At 64.2% G+C, this 15493-nt stretch carries 10 protein-coding genes and 1 tRNA gene; 5 read left to right on the forward strand and 6 right to left on the reverse strand.

Annotated features, from left to right (window positions below):
- Positions 1–142: 142 nt before the first annotated feature.
- The 4 genes from N5C88_RS06470 to N5C88_RS06485 all read right to left on the reverse strand — a co-directional run bounded on the left by N5C88_RS06470 (position 143) and on the right by N5C88_RS06485 (position 7626).
- A complete protein-coding gene (locus N5C88_RS06470) occupies positions 143–835 on the reverse strand; it encodes a hypothetical protein (RefSeq protein WP_280014989.1) in 693 nt (230 codons plus the stop codon).
- Positions 836–1146: 311 nt separating this feature from the next.
- Positions 1147–3582 (reverse strand): hybrid sensor histidine kinase/response regulator, encoded by a 2436-nt coding sequence (locus tag N5C88_RS06475; protein WP_280014990.1) that lies wholly within the window; start codon positions 3580–3582, stop codon positions 1147–1149.
- 29 nt (positions 3583–3611) lie between these two features.
- Positions 3612–4844 carry an EAL domain-containing response regulator gene (locus N5C88_RS06480; protein ID WP_280014991.1) on the reverse strand — a complete coding sequence of 411 codons (1233 nt, stop codon included), beginning with the start codon at positions 4842–4844 and terminating at the stop codon, positions 3612–3614.
- A gap of 7 nt (positions 4845–4851) precedes the next feature.
- A complete protein-coding gene (locus tag N5C88_RS06485) occupies positions 4852–7626 on the reverse strand; it encodes an ATP-binding protein (protein ID WP_280014992.1) in 2775 nt (924 codons plus the stop codon).
- Between the two features lie 514 nt (positions 7627–8140).
- On the opposite strand from N5C88_RS06485, the gene N5C88_RS06490 reads away from it, so the two are divergent.
- A complete protein-coding gene (locus tag N5C88_RS06490) occupies positions 8141–11038 on the forward strand; it encodes an autotransporter outer membrane beta-barrel domain-containing protein (protein WP_280014993.1) in 2898 nt (965 codons plus the stop codon).
- Positions 11039–11210: 172 nt separating this feature from the next.
- On the opposite strand, the gene N5C88_RS06495 is transcribed toward N5C88_RS06490, so the two are convergent.
- Positions 11211–11825, reverse strand: a complete 615-nt coding sequence (locus tag N5C88_RS06495) for a hypothetical protein (RefSeq protein WP_280014994.1) — start codon at positions 11823–11825, stop codon at positions 11211–11213.
- Between the two features lie 111 nt (positions 11826–11936).
- Positions 11937–12012, reverse strand: a tRNA-Gly gene (locus N5C88_RS06500).
- A gap of 323 nt (positions 12013–12335) precedes the next feature.
- Between N5C88_RS06500 and N5C88_RS06505 the strand changes: the two genes are divergently transcribed.
- The 4 genes from N5C88_RS06505 to N5C88_RS06520 are packed head-to-tail and all read left to right on the forward strand — an operon-like array spanning position 12336 to position 15489.
- Positions 12336–13070 (forward strand): 2Fe-2S iron-sulfur cluster-binding protein, encoded by a 735-nt coding sequence (locus N5C88_RS06505; protein WP_059373760.1) that lies wholly within the window; start codon positions 12336–12338, stop codon positions 13068–13070.
- A 1-nt stretch (position 13071) separates the two neighbouring features.
- The gene (locus tag N5C88_RS06510; protein ID WP_280014995.1) at positions 13072–13407 is read left to right on the forward strand and encodes a succinate dehydrogenase; all 336 of its coding nucleotides are present in this window, start codon (positions 13072–13074) and stop codon (positions 13405–13407) included.
- Positions 13404–13748 (forward strand): succinate dehydrogenase, encoded by a 345-nt coding sequence (locus tag N5C88_RS06515; RefSeq protein ID WP_251877703.1) that lies wholly within the window; start codon positions 13404–13406, stop codon positions 13746–13748. The genes N5C88_RS06510 and N5C88_RS06515 overlap by 4 nt, the downstream gene beginning before the upstream one ends.
- A 1-nt stretch (position 13749) precedes the next feature.
- The gene (locus tag N5C88_RS06520; protein WP_059373763.1) at positions 13750–15489 is read left to right on the forward strand and encodes an FAD-binding protein; all 1740 of its coding nucleotides are present in this window, start codon (positions 13750–13752) and stop codon (positions 15487–15489) included.
- The last annotated feature ends 4 nt before the right edge of the window (positions 15490–15493 follow it).

Genomic DNA, 15493 nt, shown 5'->3' on the forward strand with positions numbered 1-15493 from the left:
ATGCCTTCGAGAGTTGTTGAAGGCGGGGTTGTGTAGCGGACGCTTCGTGTGCGTCCGAACCCATGCATCATCCTTGTTCAACCTAAGTCCAGGTCTGAGAAATTTCTCGTTCTGATCCCGATGCTGGCGGAATGCCGCGAGGCTATCGAGTCTGGCCACCCACCTTGAAGTCCCGCCATCTGTCGCCGCCCATCGTCAGCAACAAGTCCAGGCTGTCCGCACCGATGCGCGGGGATAGCAGATCTCCCTGGAACATCAGGTTTGGAAACGACCGCAGCCAGTGAAAATCGATGGCATGGTTGATATCCGAGACCAGCACCGGCAGCTTGAATGCCTGGGCGCGTTGCAGCAGGGAAAAGAACTTGCCATTCAGCATGGGCTGTTCTGAGATGCGCTCCGGGATCTTCAGGTGCAGGCCCACGACGCGCAGCACGCCGTGCGTGTTTGGCCGGCCCTCCACCAGCGTGGGATTGATCCTTACTCGCAGGCCGGCATTGAAATCATGCCGGTTCTTGTGCAGTTCGGCGTCCGGCAGCAGATCCCACGTCATGGGTATGTTCAAGGTGAACAGCGATGCGGGATAGCTCGGGCCCGCCGCGACGCCATCGGCGGGAGCCGCGCCTAAGTGCAGGCGGCTTTGCTCCAGCGACAGGTCTAGCTCGGTGCATACGTTTCGCGCCGACCACTCGATGCGCGGGGCATCGAGCGCATAGCTGAATGACAGGGGAATGCCCTGATGTCCCTGCCGGAAGAGACGCAGCGTGTCGTGCAGTCTGTGAGCGGCGGGATCATCGATGAAATGTCGGGTCGCTTCGGCCGCGGGCAGGTCAGGCAATGCGTATTCGCATACTCGGCCATCGGCGGAGAAAACGGGTTGATAGCCGACTAGCGCCGAGGGCTGACGCGCGGGGCGTAAGCCGAAGCCACCGCAAGGGAGATATTCCATTTTCGGTAGTAGCGCATGCCTGCGCGTTGTCGGCCAGGATGGCGACGGCGCTTGCGCGCATGGCATGCATTCGTTTGCAGTGGTTGATTCTAGAAATCACCCACTGCATGGGCCATGGGAATATTCTCAATTGTTCCCAATGGCCTCGCGCCGAGTGAACGCGGCCTCTCAAAGAAGGGGGCGAGTCTGACTTCGCTGATTTACGCTTTCGCGATCTCGAGCATCTTGTCTCGCAACTGCGCGACAAAGGAGGCCACCTGCTGGGGCATGGCGCCGCCCAGGCCGTCCTTGCGGTGCAGGGCGGCAAGATCATCGGCCTGGGCCAGCAGAGGGGCCATGTGCACTGCGGCCAGGCCGCCGCGTATACGATGCAGCAAAGCGCGGATATCGGCGTTGTCGCCGCTCTTCATCGAGGCTTCCAGCCGAACCAGATCCTTGTCCATGGTTTCGAGAAAGACGGCCTTGTACTTGGCGGGAACCACCGGCTTGCCGGGCCGCGGCGGTTCGGCGGTGCTCTGTAGCGGGGCAGCCGGCCGGTCGGGCTTGCGGGGAGGTGCGGCGGCGTATGCCTGGAGCCGTTGCCTGAGCGTGCGCAGGCCTATCGGTTTGGCGAGCCAGCCGTTCATGTCGGCCGCTGCGCACCGCTGTTCCTCTGCGCGGGGCGTGCTTGTGACCAGGGCAAGGATGGGGACCGTCGCGCCCTGGGCGCGCAGGGCCGCGGCGAACGCGTAGCCGTTCATGCCGGGCATGTCGGCGTCCGCCATGACCAGGTCGTAGGGCTGTATGTTCCACAATGCCAGTCCTTCGGCCCCGTCCGAGGCGACCGTGGCGTGGCAGCCCAGGCGCGCGAGCTGATCCTGCAGCGTGGCCTGGTTGATGAGATCGCTCTCCACGACCAGGACGCGCAGGTTCAGGAGGCGGTGGGCAGGCAGCGCGGCATGCGGGGGCCGATCTGTTCCGCCTTGCATCAGGTGTTGTACCGCGTAGCCGATCTCGCGCGCGGAATGGCGGTCTACCAGGACCGTGCCGCCGCCGCTGCGTGCGCTTCCCGCCACGATGCGCGGCCCTCTCCAGGGCGCATGTTCGGCATTCTTGTGCAAGGCCAGGTCGACCAACATGCCAGCCTCGTTGCCGTTGGCGACGATGCCTGCGGGGACGGTTCGGGACTGGGCCCCCCATTGCCGCAGCCACTGGGCCACGCTCTCGCCCGCTTCCTTGCGGGCGCTGCGCACCAGCACGCTTAGACCCTGCAACAGCGGTGGCGTATAGGCCAACGCGTCCGCCCGGTCCACCATGAAGGAAATGGAGAAGCTGCTGCCCAGCCCAGGTTCGCTGATGACCTGGATACGGGTTCCCATGAGCGCCGCCAGGCGGGCGCAAAGAAACAGACCCAGACCCAGGCCCGCGCCGCGCGCGGCCTGCGTTCCGGCAGCGGCCTGATGGAAGGGTTCGAACAGTTTGGTCTGCTGGGCTGCGGCGATGCCAGTACCGCTATCGGCAACCTGCAGGTCCAGGCGGACTCTGGCGTCTGGCATGACCTGCGCGCGCAGCCTGGCGACGACGTGGCCGGAATCCGTGAACTTGATGGCGTTGCTCAGCAGGTTGTTCAGTATCTGCCGGATGCGTCCGGCGTCGCCGGTGACGCAGTTCGGTACCGAGGTGTCCAGGCAGCCATAGATGATCAACCCCTTGCGTTCTGCTATCGGAGCATGGGCCGCGACCGTGCTTTCGACCAGCTCGAGGGGATCGAATGCGCCGGTTTCCAGGGAGAACTGGCCTGATTCTATCCGGGCGATGTCGAGCAGATCGTCCGTAAGCTGCTGCAGCGCGAGGGATGCGTTCTGGACGCGGTCGACGTGTTGGCGCTGTTCTTCGTTCAGCGCCGTCATGCCCAACACCTCAAGGGTGCCCAATACCCCATGCAGCGGCGTGCGGATTTCGCGGTTGATGGCGGACAGGATGCCCGCCCCGGATTCGTAGAGCCTGTCTGCCTGAGCCTTTGCGCGTTTCAGGAGACGCTCCATGTCGGCGCGTGCGCTGATGTCGGCGAAGGCGCACAGCACTACATTCTGCCGGCGGTATCGAGTCGGGGCATAGGCTACCGTCAGCCTGCGGCCGTCATGGGTTTTGAATGCCTCGATGTTGCCGGGCTCCCGTGCGTGCAGGGCTTGCATCAAGAGGCGTCTGGCGTCGGGTGTGTCGGGCAAGACCTGGCCGGCGCCCGCGCCCAACCATTGCAGCGCCAAGGCGTTGCCGAAGACCAGCCGGCCGTTCTCGCGCGAGAGCGCACATAGCGCGCAAGGCGTCGTGGCGAGCATCGTTCGGCAGAGCGCCTCGCACTCGGCCAGCGCCTGCCGCGCCGCTCTCGCCGGCAGGATGATGCGGCGGCGGCACCAGAACCAGAGCAGCGCGCCGGCATAGAGTCCGGCGGCCAGCAACAGCAAGGTGCAGGCGAACAGCCAGATGTTGGTCTGCACGATGGTCGCGAAGTCCAGCCGCATCAGGTCGGCGTGGCGCCGTTGGATCTGTTGGCGCCCGCAGTAGAGCGCGGCGACGCAAAGCAGGACGGGCGGCATGGCGCGCAGGCACGCCATGCTCAGGTGGCGCAGGCTGCGGGCTATTCTGTTCGGCGGCATATCCGGTATCGGAGCGATGTCGGCATGCCCTAGTGGGGCGGAGACAGCGGGGCGAAATAGGAATTCGGTTCGTAGGCCAGCAACTCGCAGAAGGTCGCAACGTTGACGGCTGCGGAAATAAGGAATCCTTGTGCGACATCGCAGCCGATCCGTCGTAGCAATTCCAGGTCTTCCAGCGTTTCCACGCCTTCGGCGGTCACCTGCAGGCCCAGTTGCCGTCCCAGCTGGATCGACGCCACCAGCGCGGCCGCCAGCGACTCGTCGGCCGCGGCGCCGTTGACGAAGGCGCGATCGATCTTCACCTCGGTGTAAGGGGTGGAGATGAGGTTGTACATGGAGCTGTAACCCTTGCCGAAATCATCTTGCGACAGCCCGAACCCCTTCAGACGCAGGCGGCTGGCTCCCATGTGGAACTGCCCGGCGAGTGTCGGCATCGCGTCCTCGAGCAATTCGAAGGTTATGTCCGAGGCGGGTATGCCGAGTCCGGAGACCATGGCATGGAGTTCGTCGGGCAACTGCGGAAGATCCAGCAGGCTGGCCGAAAGATTGACCGAAATGGGAATGCGGTGCCCTTGATCGCGCCAGATGGAATAGGCTCTCAGGCCATCGTCCAACATGCGCAGCAGCAGTTCGTGGTCCAGATCGTAGGCGCGCAGCGATGCGAGGAACGAGGAGGGCAGCATCAGGCCCAGTTCTTTGTGCTGCCAGCGGACCAGCGCCTCGGCGCCGACGATGTTGCCGGAAACGAGTGATTTCTTCGGCTGAAACCAGGCCTGGATACTGCCGTCGCGCAGGGCGTTCTCGATCATGCGCCGGTCGAGCAGAGGTCGAGACTGATCGGCGCCGGCGGGAGCTCGCACTGGCGCCGGGGCGGTTTGCTTTCTCAGCAGGCCTGCCGCCAGGCTGCCGATCTGCTCGGTGGAAACCGGCTTGATGAAGCTTGCCATGACCGCGAATCCGCGCTCTTTTGCCATGAGTCCGATGCTGTTGCTCATCCGCCGGGAGCATCCCGTGACGATAGCCAGTATCGGATTCAGGCCGCGACAGGCGAGTTCATGAATGAACTGCGCGCCGTCCATGCCGGGCATGTCCACATCCATGAGCACCAGTTGATGTTTCTCTCTCCAGATCTGGTCCAGGGCGTCGTGCGCGTCGAGCGCCGTGTCGACGTGCGGGAAGCCTGCTTCCTCGAGCATGTCTTTCAGCAAGGCGCATTGGTAGGCGTGATCATCCAGTACCAGTACTTTGAGTTTGGACAGCATTTTTTCGTCAGCCTTCGGCGTATGCGTGCAAGGTTGCGGCCAGGGCCAGGATGGGCAGTGGCTTGATCAGCACCTGATTCATGCCGGCTTCCTGCGCCTTGGTTATGGTTTCGGGCGCCGCGCAGGCCGTCACGCCGAGTATGGTTCCCGGGTAGCCGAGTTTGCGCAGGGCTCTGGCCAGCTCGTAGCCATCCAGGACAGGCATATTGATGTCGGTGATGACGGCGTCGTACTTGTCGGGATCCCAGCGTTGCAGCGCTTCGCCGCCGTTGGAGGCTATGGTGGCTGAGCATCCCAAGTACTCGAGTTGCTCGCGCAGGATGATCTGGTTGATTGCGTTGTCCTCGACCACCAGGATCCGCAGCCCCAGCGACGGCCGTTGCGTGCCGGGAGAGGGCGGCAGGACTTGTTCGCGGCCGTGTTGGGCCATGCCTACGGCGGTTCCGATACTGAATGGATTGCCCTGACTGGTGACGCCGAGGCGGCCGCCGCGCGATGCGATCGAAGCATGGTCGGCGCCTGGGGCGAGCACGCGCACCCTGCTGCCGGCCCAAGACGCTTCTGTCAGTCCGGGCGGCCAGGTCTGCAGCAAGACCGCGTTGTCGGCATCTTGTCCATGGCTCTGCCCGCGATAGGGTATGGCGATGGCGCCCCAATTGTTCAGCCACGCGCATGCGTTCGCCACGACCTCCGGAATGGCGCCGCTGACGTAGACGGCGCTGCGTCGTAGCGCTATGGGCGATGCCGGTTCCATTTCGGTTACGTCGAGCGCGACGGTGAACGTTATGCTGGTACCCAGGCCGACCTCGCTGACCACGGTCAGGCTGCCTCCCATCAGGTCGACCAGGCGGCGGCTGATGGCCAGGCCCAGGCCAGTGCCGGTCGCGTCCCGGCCCAGCCCGGAATGCGCTCGAAAGTAGGGCTCGAATAGCTGGGCTTGCGATTCCGCGCGTATGCCGACGCCGGTATCGGCGACCTGGAAGCGCAGCGTCACCTTGCCAGGATCGACGACGCTCGCGGTTCCTCGCAGCACGACCCGGCCCGCCTCGGTGAACTTGACCGAGTTGCTCACCAGATTGTTGAGGATCTGCTGCAACCGGACCGGATCCCCCTTCACCATTGCCGGCATACCGGTGTCGGATAGGGAAAAAATCTGTAGCCCCTTGCCCTGGGCGCGAGCGGCATAGTTGGCCACGACTCTTTCCAGCATCTCCGCGGGCGAGAACTCCGAAAGGATCAGGTCCTCGTGGCCGGCCTCCATGCGGGACAGGTCCAGCGTGTCGTTGATGGTGCGCAGCAAGGTCGAGGAGGATTGCTGGACGGTTTGAAGGTATTGCTGCTGCTGGCTCGTCATGGGCGTGAGCGCAAGCAGCTCCAGCGTGCCCAGGATGCCGTACAGAGGGGTGCGTATTTCGTGGCTGATCGTGGCGAAGAACAGGGTTTTGGCGTCATTCGCCTGGTCGGCAGCCAGTTTGGCACTGCGCAAGGTGTGTTCAATTTCCTTCTGCGCGGAAATATCGCTGATGGCGCATATCACGACGTTCTCGGATTGGTAGCTGGTCGCGGCGTATGTCAGGCAGACGGTGCGTCCGTCGCCAAGCTGATACTCATGCCGGCCTGCCTGGTCTCCAGCGCTGCGCGTGTCCTCGCGCCACCTGTCGTGCGCGCCCAGCAGATGGCGTGCCGTCTCGTTCGATATGACCTGGGTGCCGTCGGCGGGGCGAACCAGGCTGAGCCCGATCGGCGCGACGTCAATGATCTTCCGGTTCAGGGCGAGGCTGTCGATGAGCGCGGTCTGATGCCGGATCGCGGGCGAAATCAGCGTCTCCCTGATGTGGCGTACGCCCAGCAGGACCACCGTGCTCAGGCAGGCCGCGATCGTGCCCACGGCCCAGAAGGCGGATGCGCCATGTTTCAGCACGTCCTGCGTCGGCACGTAGTAGATCAGTCGCCAGCCGGCTTCGCCGACCGCCTTGCTCAGCGCCAGGCTGTGGGGAAGCCAGCTGGCGCCTTGGAAGCTGAAGGAGTCGCGGGTCAATCTCGCCGACATCGAGCCGGTGGCGGAAGGCGAGGGGCCGCCGTGCAAGGCGACCCGGCTGTCGCTGTCGTAAAGCGCATAGCTTGCGCCGTCGCTGGCATGTTGCGCCGTGATGACGGAAGCGATGTCGTCGACTTCGAGCCCTACCCAGGTCTGCTCGCGGCCTGCCGTGTCCAGAGGCGTGTAGAGAAACAGATGATCGGTGGCGTCCGTCAGGGGCCTGATCCAGACGACCGGCGCGCGTCCGTCGTCCGGATCAGGCGTGGCGTGATGCGACGCCAGCGCGTCGTAGAGCCATTTTTCCGCTTCCCTGGAAATCTGGTGACCGTCCCGCCGCGTGTCGTCCACCGCCAGACGTGTCGCGCCGGAGTCTGCCAGCGTTGTGTAGACGATGCGCGCATTGGCGGCGGCTACGTCCGCCCGGTTGCGGCGGGTGAGAATCAGCGCCCATTCGTAGGCGTCCGCTCCGTTCGTCAGCGGGATCACGTTGATCTGTCCGGTCTGGCCGAAGGTCCTGGGCGTGTGCTGGGCCGGCGTGCGGTCGGTGTTGCGCACCGACGAGGCCGCCACGGCCCGCAGCAGCGTTTCGCGCTGGTCGAAGAATATCTGCGCCCGGTCGGCGGCGGCGTTCATGCGGCGGCGGTAACTGGACACCTCATCGCTGAACGACCAGTACATCAACAGCATCGTGCCGATGAGTATGCATGCCAGCAGCGCCATCGCGAGCAGGTGCAGCAGGATCATCGGCAATCTGGTGGTTGCCGGCATGTATCCGTCGGGGAGGCTGGGGGCGGCCATCATGCAAACGATGGTAGGGGCCGGGCCGGGCTTCACGGATAAGAAAATTCTGGAAGCGGGCCGGTGCCGCGCTTCGTTCCCGCGCTGGTTATGTCAATTTGTTTCCCGAACGGCTTTGAAGTCGGGAAATCGAACGCCAGTTGTATCGGTTTGGATGGTATCCAACAAGAAAAAATAAATAAATCGGATATTGGCCATTTTAATTATTTTTCGCCGATGGATGGTATCCATATTCGATTATTCAGGTTTTGGATGGTATCCAAGTTGCTGAATTAATTAATAAAGATGGTATCTATTCATTAATTTTTGGTATTGAAAGAAAAGGGGTATAAATTGCCTCCTTTTTTCGCGAAAACTTATTTCGGCCATTGGGTTTACCCGGTTACTTAATAATACTTTTATAGCGATCCGGTAATGCCCTGGATATCAAATTCATTAATCAAAACATGGAGGATTTACGTTGATACACGACACGAAGAAATGGCTGACGGCGACGCTCGCGCTGAGCGCGTCCTACTGCGGTGGCGTCGCGGCTGCGGACCTGACGGTTACGTCGGGCAATACGCAGGTGTTCGACGGCTCGGCCAATTTCCCCGGCGGGGTGGATGTCAACGGCGGCACGCTGGTGATCGGCGGCAATGGCGGCGGCTCTGGCGTTACGTTGGGCGGCAACGTCAATGCGAACTCGAACGGCACCGTCGCGGGCTTTGGCTCGATCAACGGCGATCTCAATGTGTCCGGCGCGCGCGTGGCGCCAGGCTATGAAGTCGGCACGCCTACTGGCGTCTCCAATGGCAACCTGGTCGTCAACGGCAATCTGTCGATGAACAACTCGGTGTTCAATTTCGAGACCGGCTACGCGGGGCTGCCCATTACGCAACCTGGCACCGGCGACAACATCACCGTGCGCGGCAATGCCGCCATCAACAACACCACGCTGAACGTCACGGTCAACACCCTGGGCGTCAACGCCGGCTACTACCGGATCCTGTCCTACGGCGGCAGCCTGAGCGGCAACGGCCTGACGCTGGGATCGGTCTCGGGCGATTCCGCGCCTGCCGCGACCATCCAGAACCTGACCGGCGACAAGCAGATCAATCTCATCCTGGGGCCGAGCACCACCAACCTGTGGAATGGCAACGGCGCGGCATCCGCGACCCGCTCGGGCGGCGGCAACGGCACCTGGAGCGCGGCCAGCGCCAACTGGAACAGTCCGAGCAATGCCACGGGCGCCCTGCCCGACGGCGGCTACGCGATCTTCACGGGCGCGGCCGGCACGGTGAACGTGGACGGCAGCGCCGGTCCGGTGCGCGTGTCGGGCATCCAGTTCGCCACCGATCGCTACCGCTTGCAAGGCGCTCCCATCACCCTGGTCGGCAGCGGCGGCAATCCCCCCGCGATCGTGGTCGGCGACGGCACCTATGCTTCGGGCCAATTCGTCGACACCATCGACAACCCCTTGCAGGGCACGCAGGGCTTCGTCAAGACCGGCCCGGGATCGGTCATCCTGACCGCGGACAGCAGCGGCCTCACGGGCCCCATCCTGATCGCTGACGGCGCCCTGGAGATCGACGGCAAGCTGAACGGCCCGATGGACATCGGCCGTGAAGTGGTGCTGGCAGGCGTGGGCCAGGTGGGCACCACCAACCTCTATCCCACCGCGGTCATCTCGCCCGGCAATGATGGCACGCCCATGGGCACGCTCACCGTCAACGGCAACCTGACCTTTGGCCAGAACACCATCTACCGCGTGCATGCCGATCCGGCCAGCAACCTCAGCGACCGCATCCACGTCACCGGCGTCGCCTACCTCGACGGCACCGTGGCGCACGTGGGTCCTGACGGCAATTACGCGCCGCGCACGACCTACAACATCCTGACGGCGGATGGCGGCATCCAGGGCCAGTTCACCGGCGCTTCGAGCAGCTATGCGTTCCTGACGCCGACGCTCAGCTACGACCCGAAGAATGCGTACATGACCCTGACGCGCAACGATGTGCCGATCGGCAGCATCGGCGGTTCGGGCAACGAGAGCAACGTGGGCGGCGCGCTGGACAAGGAAGAGCCGCCCGCGACGGGCAACGGTTCCTCCTCGAACGGCAACGGCTCGACGTCGACCGGCAATGGTTCGTCCTCGAACGGCAACGGCAACGGCTCGACGTCGACGGGCAGCGGTTCGTCCTCGAATGGCAACGGTTCGTCCACCGCCGGCAATGAAACGCCGTCCACCGGTAGCGGATCCTCCCTGGTCGACAGCGGCATCGCCGCTGGCAAGAACACCGGCGCCAGCCAGGTGGCGGCGGCCGTGCTCGCGATGACGCCGAACGAAGCGCGTTCGGCCTTGAGGATGCTGTCGGGCGAGGCTTACGCCAGCACCGCGAGCGTGCTGCTGAGCCAGGGCGACACCGTGCGCACGCTGCCGTTGTCCCATCTGCGCGGCAACCTCGATGCGCCGGTGGTCGCCGGCCGGCCCACGGCCCAGTTGGGCGCGCCCTCGTCCGACGCCATGCCGCAAAGCGGCGCGTCGCCGGTGTGGGCGCAAGCGTTCGGTAACTGGAGCAAGTTCGGCGGCGACGGCGACGCGTCCAGCCTGAGCCAATCGTCCGGCGGCCTCTTCGTCGGCGGCGATGGCGCGGTCGGCGGCGGCTGGCGCCTGGGCGGCGCGGTCGGCTACATCGGCAGCCACAACTCGATCGACGATACGTCTTCGCGCACCAATGTGGACAGCTATACGGCGACCCTGTTTGGCGGACGGAACTTCCAGGCCGGCCCCGGCCACATCCGCTTCATGGCCGGCGCAGCCTACACCTGGCATGACATCGACGCGAAGCGCGACGTGGCGGCCGGCAGCTTGAACCAGCGTCTCGAGTCGTCCTACCACGCCTCGTCGACGCAGGTGTTCACCGAACTCGGCTATAAGCTGCCGCTGGGCGATGCCTACACCATCGAACCCTTTGCCGGTCTGGCATGGAACCAGCTGCGCACGCGCGGCTTCGAGGAATCGGGCGGCACGGCGGCCCTGCACGGGTCCAGCAATTCCGATGACGTGACCAGCACCACGCTGGGGCTGCGAGGCGGCTGGGAGTTCGGCTCCGACCGCACGCCGGGGCGTTTGACGGCGTCGCTGGGCTGGCGCCATGCCATGGGCGATGTGAAGCCCAAGCAGCAGTTGGCCTTCGAAGGCGGCAGCACGTTCTCGGTGACGGGCGTGCCGATCGCGCGCGACGCCGCAGTGTTGGGCTTGGGCGCCGAGATGGCGATCACGCGCAACACGACGGCCGGCATTGCGTACGACGCGCAGTTCGGTGGCGGCAACCGCCAGCAGTCGGGCGTGCTCAAGCTGGCTGTGCGCTTCTGATCGGACGCAGCAAGGCACAACAGGCATCGCGATTGCGGCGCCCGTTGTGCCTGTGCGAGTTGGAATCCAGGCCAAATGAAAAAGGGGCGAATCGAAAGATTCGCCCCTTTTTCAATGACTTGCTTAAGAATGCGCGCTGAGCGGGGCCAGAGCGGACGAGACGCAGTTGGTCCTAGTGCTTATCGGCCCCTTGCCATCGCAGATAAGCCGAGCGGGTAACAGCAGACACTGAATCCAGGACTTTCCGGTGATCGACCTGATGCCGCAGCATCAGCCGTGCATCGGCCACGGCGCGGGATTTGCAGAACCAATGGCAACTGTGTTGCAGCAGATACAACTCTGCCGAGAGGTGGTATGCGCGTTCTCTTGCGTCCCAGTGGCTCTCGTTGTCCACGACATGGCGCAAGCCGGCTGCATGGATGTGCAGCAGTTCACGAAAATCCCGTGTCATTGCAGGAAGAAAGCGCTCGATGTATGGCACGCAGAACGAGAGCATGCTCACGCGGGTAGCCTGTGGACTTTCCTTTTGCATGGCGTCGGCCAGCGACTGCACTTGTGCCGCCACGGCGCGTTCGGTCTGAGCGAAGGTTTCCAGCACCTGTAGCTGGCGTGTTTCGGTGTCTTCGCGGATGGCGCGTGTGTAGCCTTGCGTCAGTGTTTCCATGTGGCGCTCAAGCTGCAAACCGCCCAGATGACGCCCCAGCAGCGCAATGCGGGCGCGCTGGTAGCGCACGCGCAGCACCTGCCATGCCGCGCCAAGCACCAGCAGGATCAATGCGGTATCCATTGCCCGTGTTCCCTCATTTTCCAAGCGGCGCAAACCGCAATGAAAAAAGGGCCCGTAGGCCCTTTCTCAACGATTTTCAGAATTCCGTGAAGGAAGCTGGAAATCAAAATTTGGAGCGGGAGACGAGTCTCGAACTCGCGACCTCAACCTTGGCAAGGTTGCGCTCTACCAACTGAGCTACTCCCGCATTTTCGTTGCCTGGCGCCATCCGTGATCGTTGCGATCCGGGGGCGGTTGCGGCAAGCGAGGCGGAAGTATACCTAATTTTCAAAAACGTGCCTGAGGGGGGCTGCGGCCCGGCCGGATCCCCGTCCGGCGGCGGCCTGGAGGCGGCCAGTGATCGCCATCCGTTGAAGATGTGGCGGCGCGGCAGGCGCCGGATCGTTCGGCGCCCCCTCTGGGCAGGCAAAAAATAACTTCAAAAAATATCAACCAAATCTATATTGCTTCACCGATACGCGAGATTCAGAATTCTGTTCATGGGCGCAGCCTGTCGTCCGAGGGCGGAAAATGGATACGAAGAACTCCACGAATCAACGACAACTCACGGTCCGCATCTCTCGGGGAACCGAAGACGGAAGCTATTCCACCTACTCGGTCCCGTGGCGGGAGAACCAGACGGTCCTGGATGTGGTGACCGAAGTGCAGCGCACGCAGGAACCGAGCCTCTCGTACCGCTATGCCTGTCGCGTCGGCGTGTGCGGGTCCTGTGCCATGACGGTCAATGGCAAGCCGCGCTGGACCTGCCGCACGCACGTGAGCCGGGTCGAGGAAGGCGGCGTGATCGTGATCGAGCCGATGCGCAACATGCCGCGGATCAAGGATCTCGTCGTGGACATGAGCGAGTTCTTCCAGAAGTGGGCGCGCGCAGGGAATACCTTCGTCGGCACGGCCACGCGCAACGATCCGCCGGCGCTGGTGTCGCCGCAAAGCAAGAAGCGCAAGCAGGCAGACGCGGCCATCGAATGCATCAATTGCGGCGTGTGCTACGCGGCCTGTGACGTGGTGTCCTGGGACAAGGACTATCTTGGCCCGGCCGCCCTGAACCGCGCGTGGACGCTGTTCAATGACGAACGCCACGCCGACCCCAAGGACGTGCTGCGCAAGGCCACCTCCGGCAGCGGCTGCAATTCCTGCCACACCCAGGGCAGTTGCATGAAGCACTGTCCGGTAAGCCTCAGCCCCACCGGCAGCATTGCGGGATTGAAGCGCAGCGCCATCTTCAGCCTGCTCAAGGGAGGCTGACATGGAAGCTCGTCTTTTCGCGCTCCAGCGTCTGACGGCGATGGTGATGGCGCCCTTTGTCCTGGTGCATGTGGGCCTGGTCATCTATGCCGTGCGCGGCGGCCTGACCGCGGGCGAGATTCTCTCGCGCACCCAGGGCAACTGGTTCTGGATCATTTTCTACGGCTTGTTCGTCGTGAGCGTGGCGGTCCACGTGCCGATCGGCGTGCGCAACATCCTGATCGAGTGGCTGCGGCTGGGCCGCGGCGCGGCGTCCGCGGTCGGACTGGCGTTCGGCTTGGGGCTGTTCATCCTGGGCGTGCGCGCCGTCGCGGCGGTGGGAGGGCTGATGTCATGAGATCGGCGCGCAACCATCAGGCGTACTGGGCCTTCCTGGGGCATCGCATCTCCGGCCTGGCGCTGGCGCTGTTCCTGCCGGCGCATTTCTATGTGCTGGCGATGGCGCTGGACGAAGCGCGGCTGGACGGATTCCTGAAGCTTGCCGACATGCCGGCCATGAAGGTCGGGGAGTGGGGGCTGGTGCTGCTGCTGACCTTGCACATGTTCTTCGGGCTGCGCCTGCTCGCGCTGGAGCTGCTGCCCTGGAGCTCGCCGCGGGACGCGCGCATCGCCTGGATCGGCTGGGGCTTCGTGGTCTCCATGGCGACGGGCCTGGTTTTCATCGCGGGAGTGATCTGAGATGCGGATCGAGAACATCAAGACGGACATTCTTGTGCTGGGTACCGGCGGCGCCGGCCTGTTCGCGGCGCTGCACGCGAAGAAGGCGAATCCGTCGTTGCGCGTGACGGTGACGGTGAAGGGGCTGCTGGGCAAGTGCGGCTGTACCCGCATGGTCCAGGGCGGCTACAACGTCGCGCTGGCCGCGGGCGACTCGGTGGAACGCCATTTCATGGACACCATCGAGGGCGGCAAATGGCTGCCGCGCCAGGACCTGGCGTGGCGGCTGGTCGAAGGCGCGGTCGAGCGGGTGCGCGAACTGGAAAACGAGATCGGCTGCTTCTTCGACCGCAATCCCGACGGCACCTTGCATTCCAAGGCGTTTGCCGGCCAGAGCTTCGACCGCACCGTGCACAAGGCCGATCTGACGGGTATCGAGATCATCAACCGGCTCATGGAGCAGGTGCGGGCGCTGGATGTCGACGAGCTGGAAGAGCACCGCGCCATCGAACTGATTCCCGCCGCCGACGGCTCGGGCATTGCGGGCGTGTTGTTCATCGATATGCGGACAGGCGCGTACCGCTTTATTCAGGCCAAGGCCGTGCTGTTGGCAACGGGGGCGGGCCCGACCATGTACCGCTACCACACGCCTTCGGGCGACAAGACCTGCGACGGCCTGGCCATGGCGCTGCGCTATGGCTTGAAGCTGCGGGACATGGAGATGGTGCAGTTTCACCCCACGGGCCTGCTCGGCGGGCCGGATACGCGCATGACCGGAACGGTGCTGGAGGAAGGGCTGCGCGGAGCGGGCGGCTATCTGCTCAACGGCGACGGCGAGCGTTTCATGGCCAATTACGACAAGCGCGGCGAACGGGCGACGCGCGATGTGGTCAGCCGCGGCATCTACGCCGAGATGCGTGCGGGACGCACGGGGCCGATGGGCGGGGTCTACATCCAGATGAGCCATCTGGGCCCGGACAAGGTGGCCAAGACCTTTCCCGGCATGGTCAACCGGTGCAAGGATTGCGGCTTCGACCTGGCAGGCGGCAAGGTGGAAGTGGTGCCGACGGCCCACTACCTGATGGGTGGGGTCGAATTCAATGTGGACGGTTCGACCGCGTCGCCGGGCTTGTATGCGGCCGGGGAGGACTGCGGCGGCGTGCATGGCGCCAACCGCCTGGGCGGCAACGGCGTCGCCAATTCCACGGTGTTCGGCGGCATCGCGGGCGATGCGATGGCGGCCTACGTCGCGAAGTCCGGCCAGTGGCGCGACCCCGACCAGCGCGTCATCGAGCGCGGCATCGAACGCGCCGAGTTCCCGTTTTCCCGGCCCGCGGGCCGCATCCACGAGCTGCGCGACGCGCTCTCGCAAACCATGTGGGACGACGTAGGCGTGTTGCGCCGCCAAGAGGCCATGGCGCATGGCCTGGATGCCATTGCCGGCCACCGCGCCGCCTTGCGCGACATCGGCGTGGCGGACGGCGACCGCCGCTACAACCTGACCTGGCATGACTGGCTCAACCTGGAGAGCCTGGTCGATATTTCCAAGGTCATCACGGTCTCGGCGCTGGCGCGCGAGAACAGCCGCGGCGCGCACTACCGCGAAGATTTCCCCGAGGCCGGCGACCTGCACACCAGCTGCTACACGCGCGTGAGCGCGCAGGACGGCGAGGTGGCGCTGGAGATGGTTCCGGTTTCCTTCGACATCGTAAAACCCGGCGAATCGCTCATCGAGGGCGAGGCGGGCATCCCCCAGAGCTGAGGCA

Source organism: Achromobacter sp. GD03932 (assembly GCF_029839485.1).
Lineage (GTDB): Bacteria > Pseudomonadota > Gammaproteobacteria > Burkholderiales > Burkholderiaceae_B > Achromobacter > Achromobacter bronchisepticus_A.

Excerpts from the sequence above, each read along its gene's own strand:
- N5C88_RS06475 (WP_280014990.1), bottom strand. The coding sequence starts at position 3,582 with ATGCCGCCGAACAGAATAGCCCGCAGCCTGCGCCACCTGAGCATGGCG.
- N5C88_RS06480 (WP_280014991.1), bottom strand. The coding sequence starts at position 4,844 with ATGCTGTCCAAACTCAAAGTACTGGTACTGGATGATCACGCCTACCAA.
- N5C88_RS06485 (WP_280014992.1), bottom strand. The coding sequence starts at position 7,626 with ATGATCCTGCTGCACCTGCTCGCGATGGCGCTGCTGGCATGCATACTC.
- N5C88_RS06495 (WP_280014994.1), bottom strand. The coding sequence starts at position 11,825 with ATGGATACCGCATTGATCCTGCTGGTGCTTGGCGCGGCATGGCAGGTG.
- N5C88_RS06505 (WP_059373760.1), top strand. The coding sequence starts at position 12,336 with ATGGATACGAAGAACTCCACGAATCAACGACAACTCACGGTCCGCATC.
- N5C88_RS06510 (WP_280014995.1), top strand. The coding sequence starts at position 13,072 with ATGGAAGCTCGTCTTTTCGCGCTCCAGCGTCTGACGGCGATGGTGATG.
- N5C88_RS06515 (WP_251877703.1), top strand. The coding sequence starts at position 13,404 with ATGAGATCGGCGCGCAACCATCAGGCGTACTGGGCCTTCCTGGGGCAT.
- N5C88_RS06520 (WP_059373763.1), top strand. The coding sequence starts at position 13,750 with ATGCGGATCGAGAACATCAAGACGGACATTCTTGTGCTGGGTACCGGC.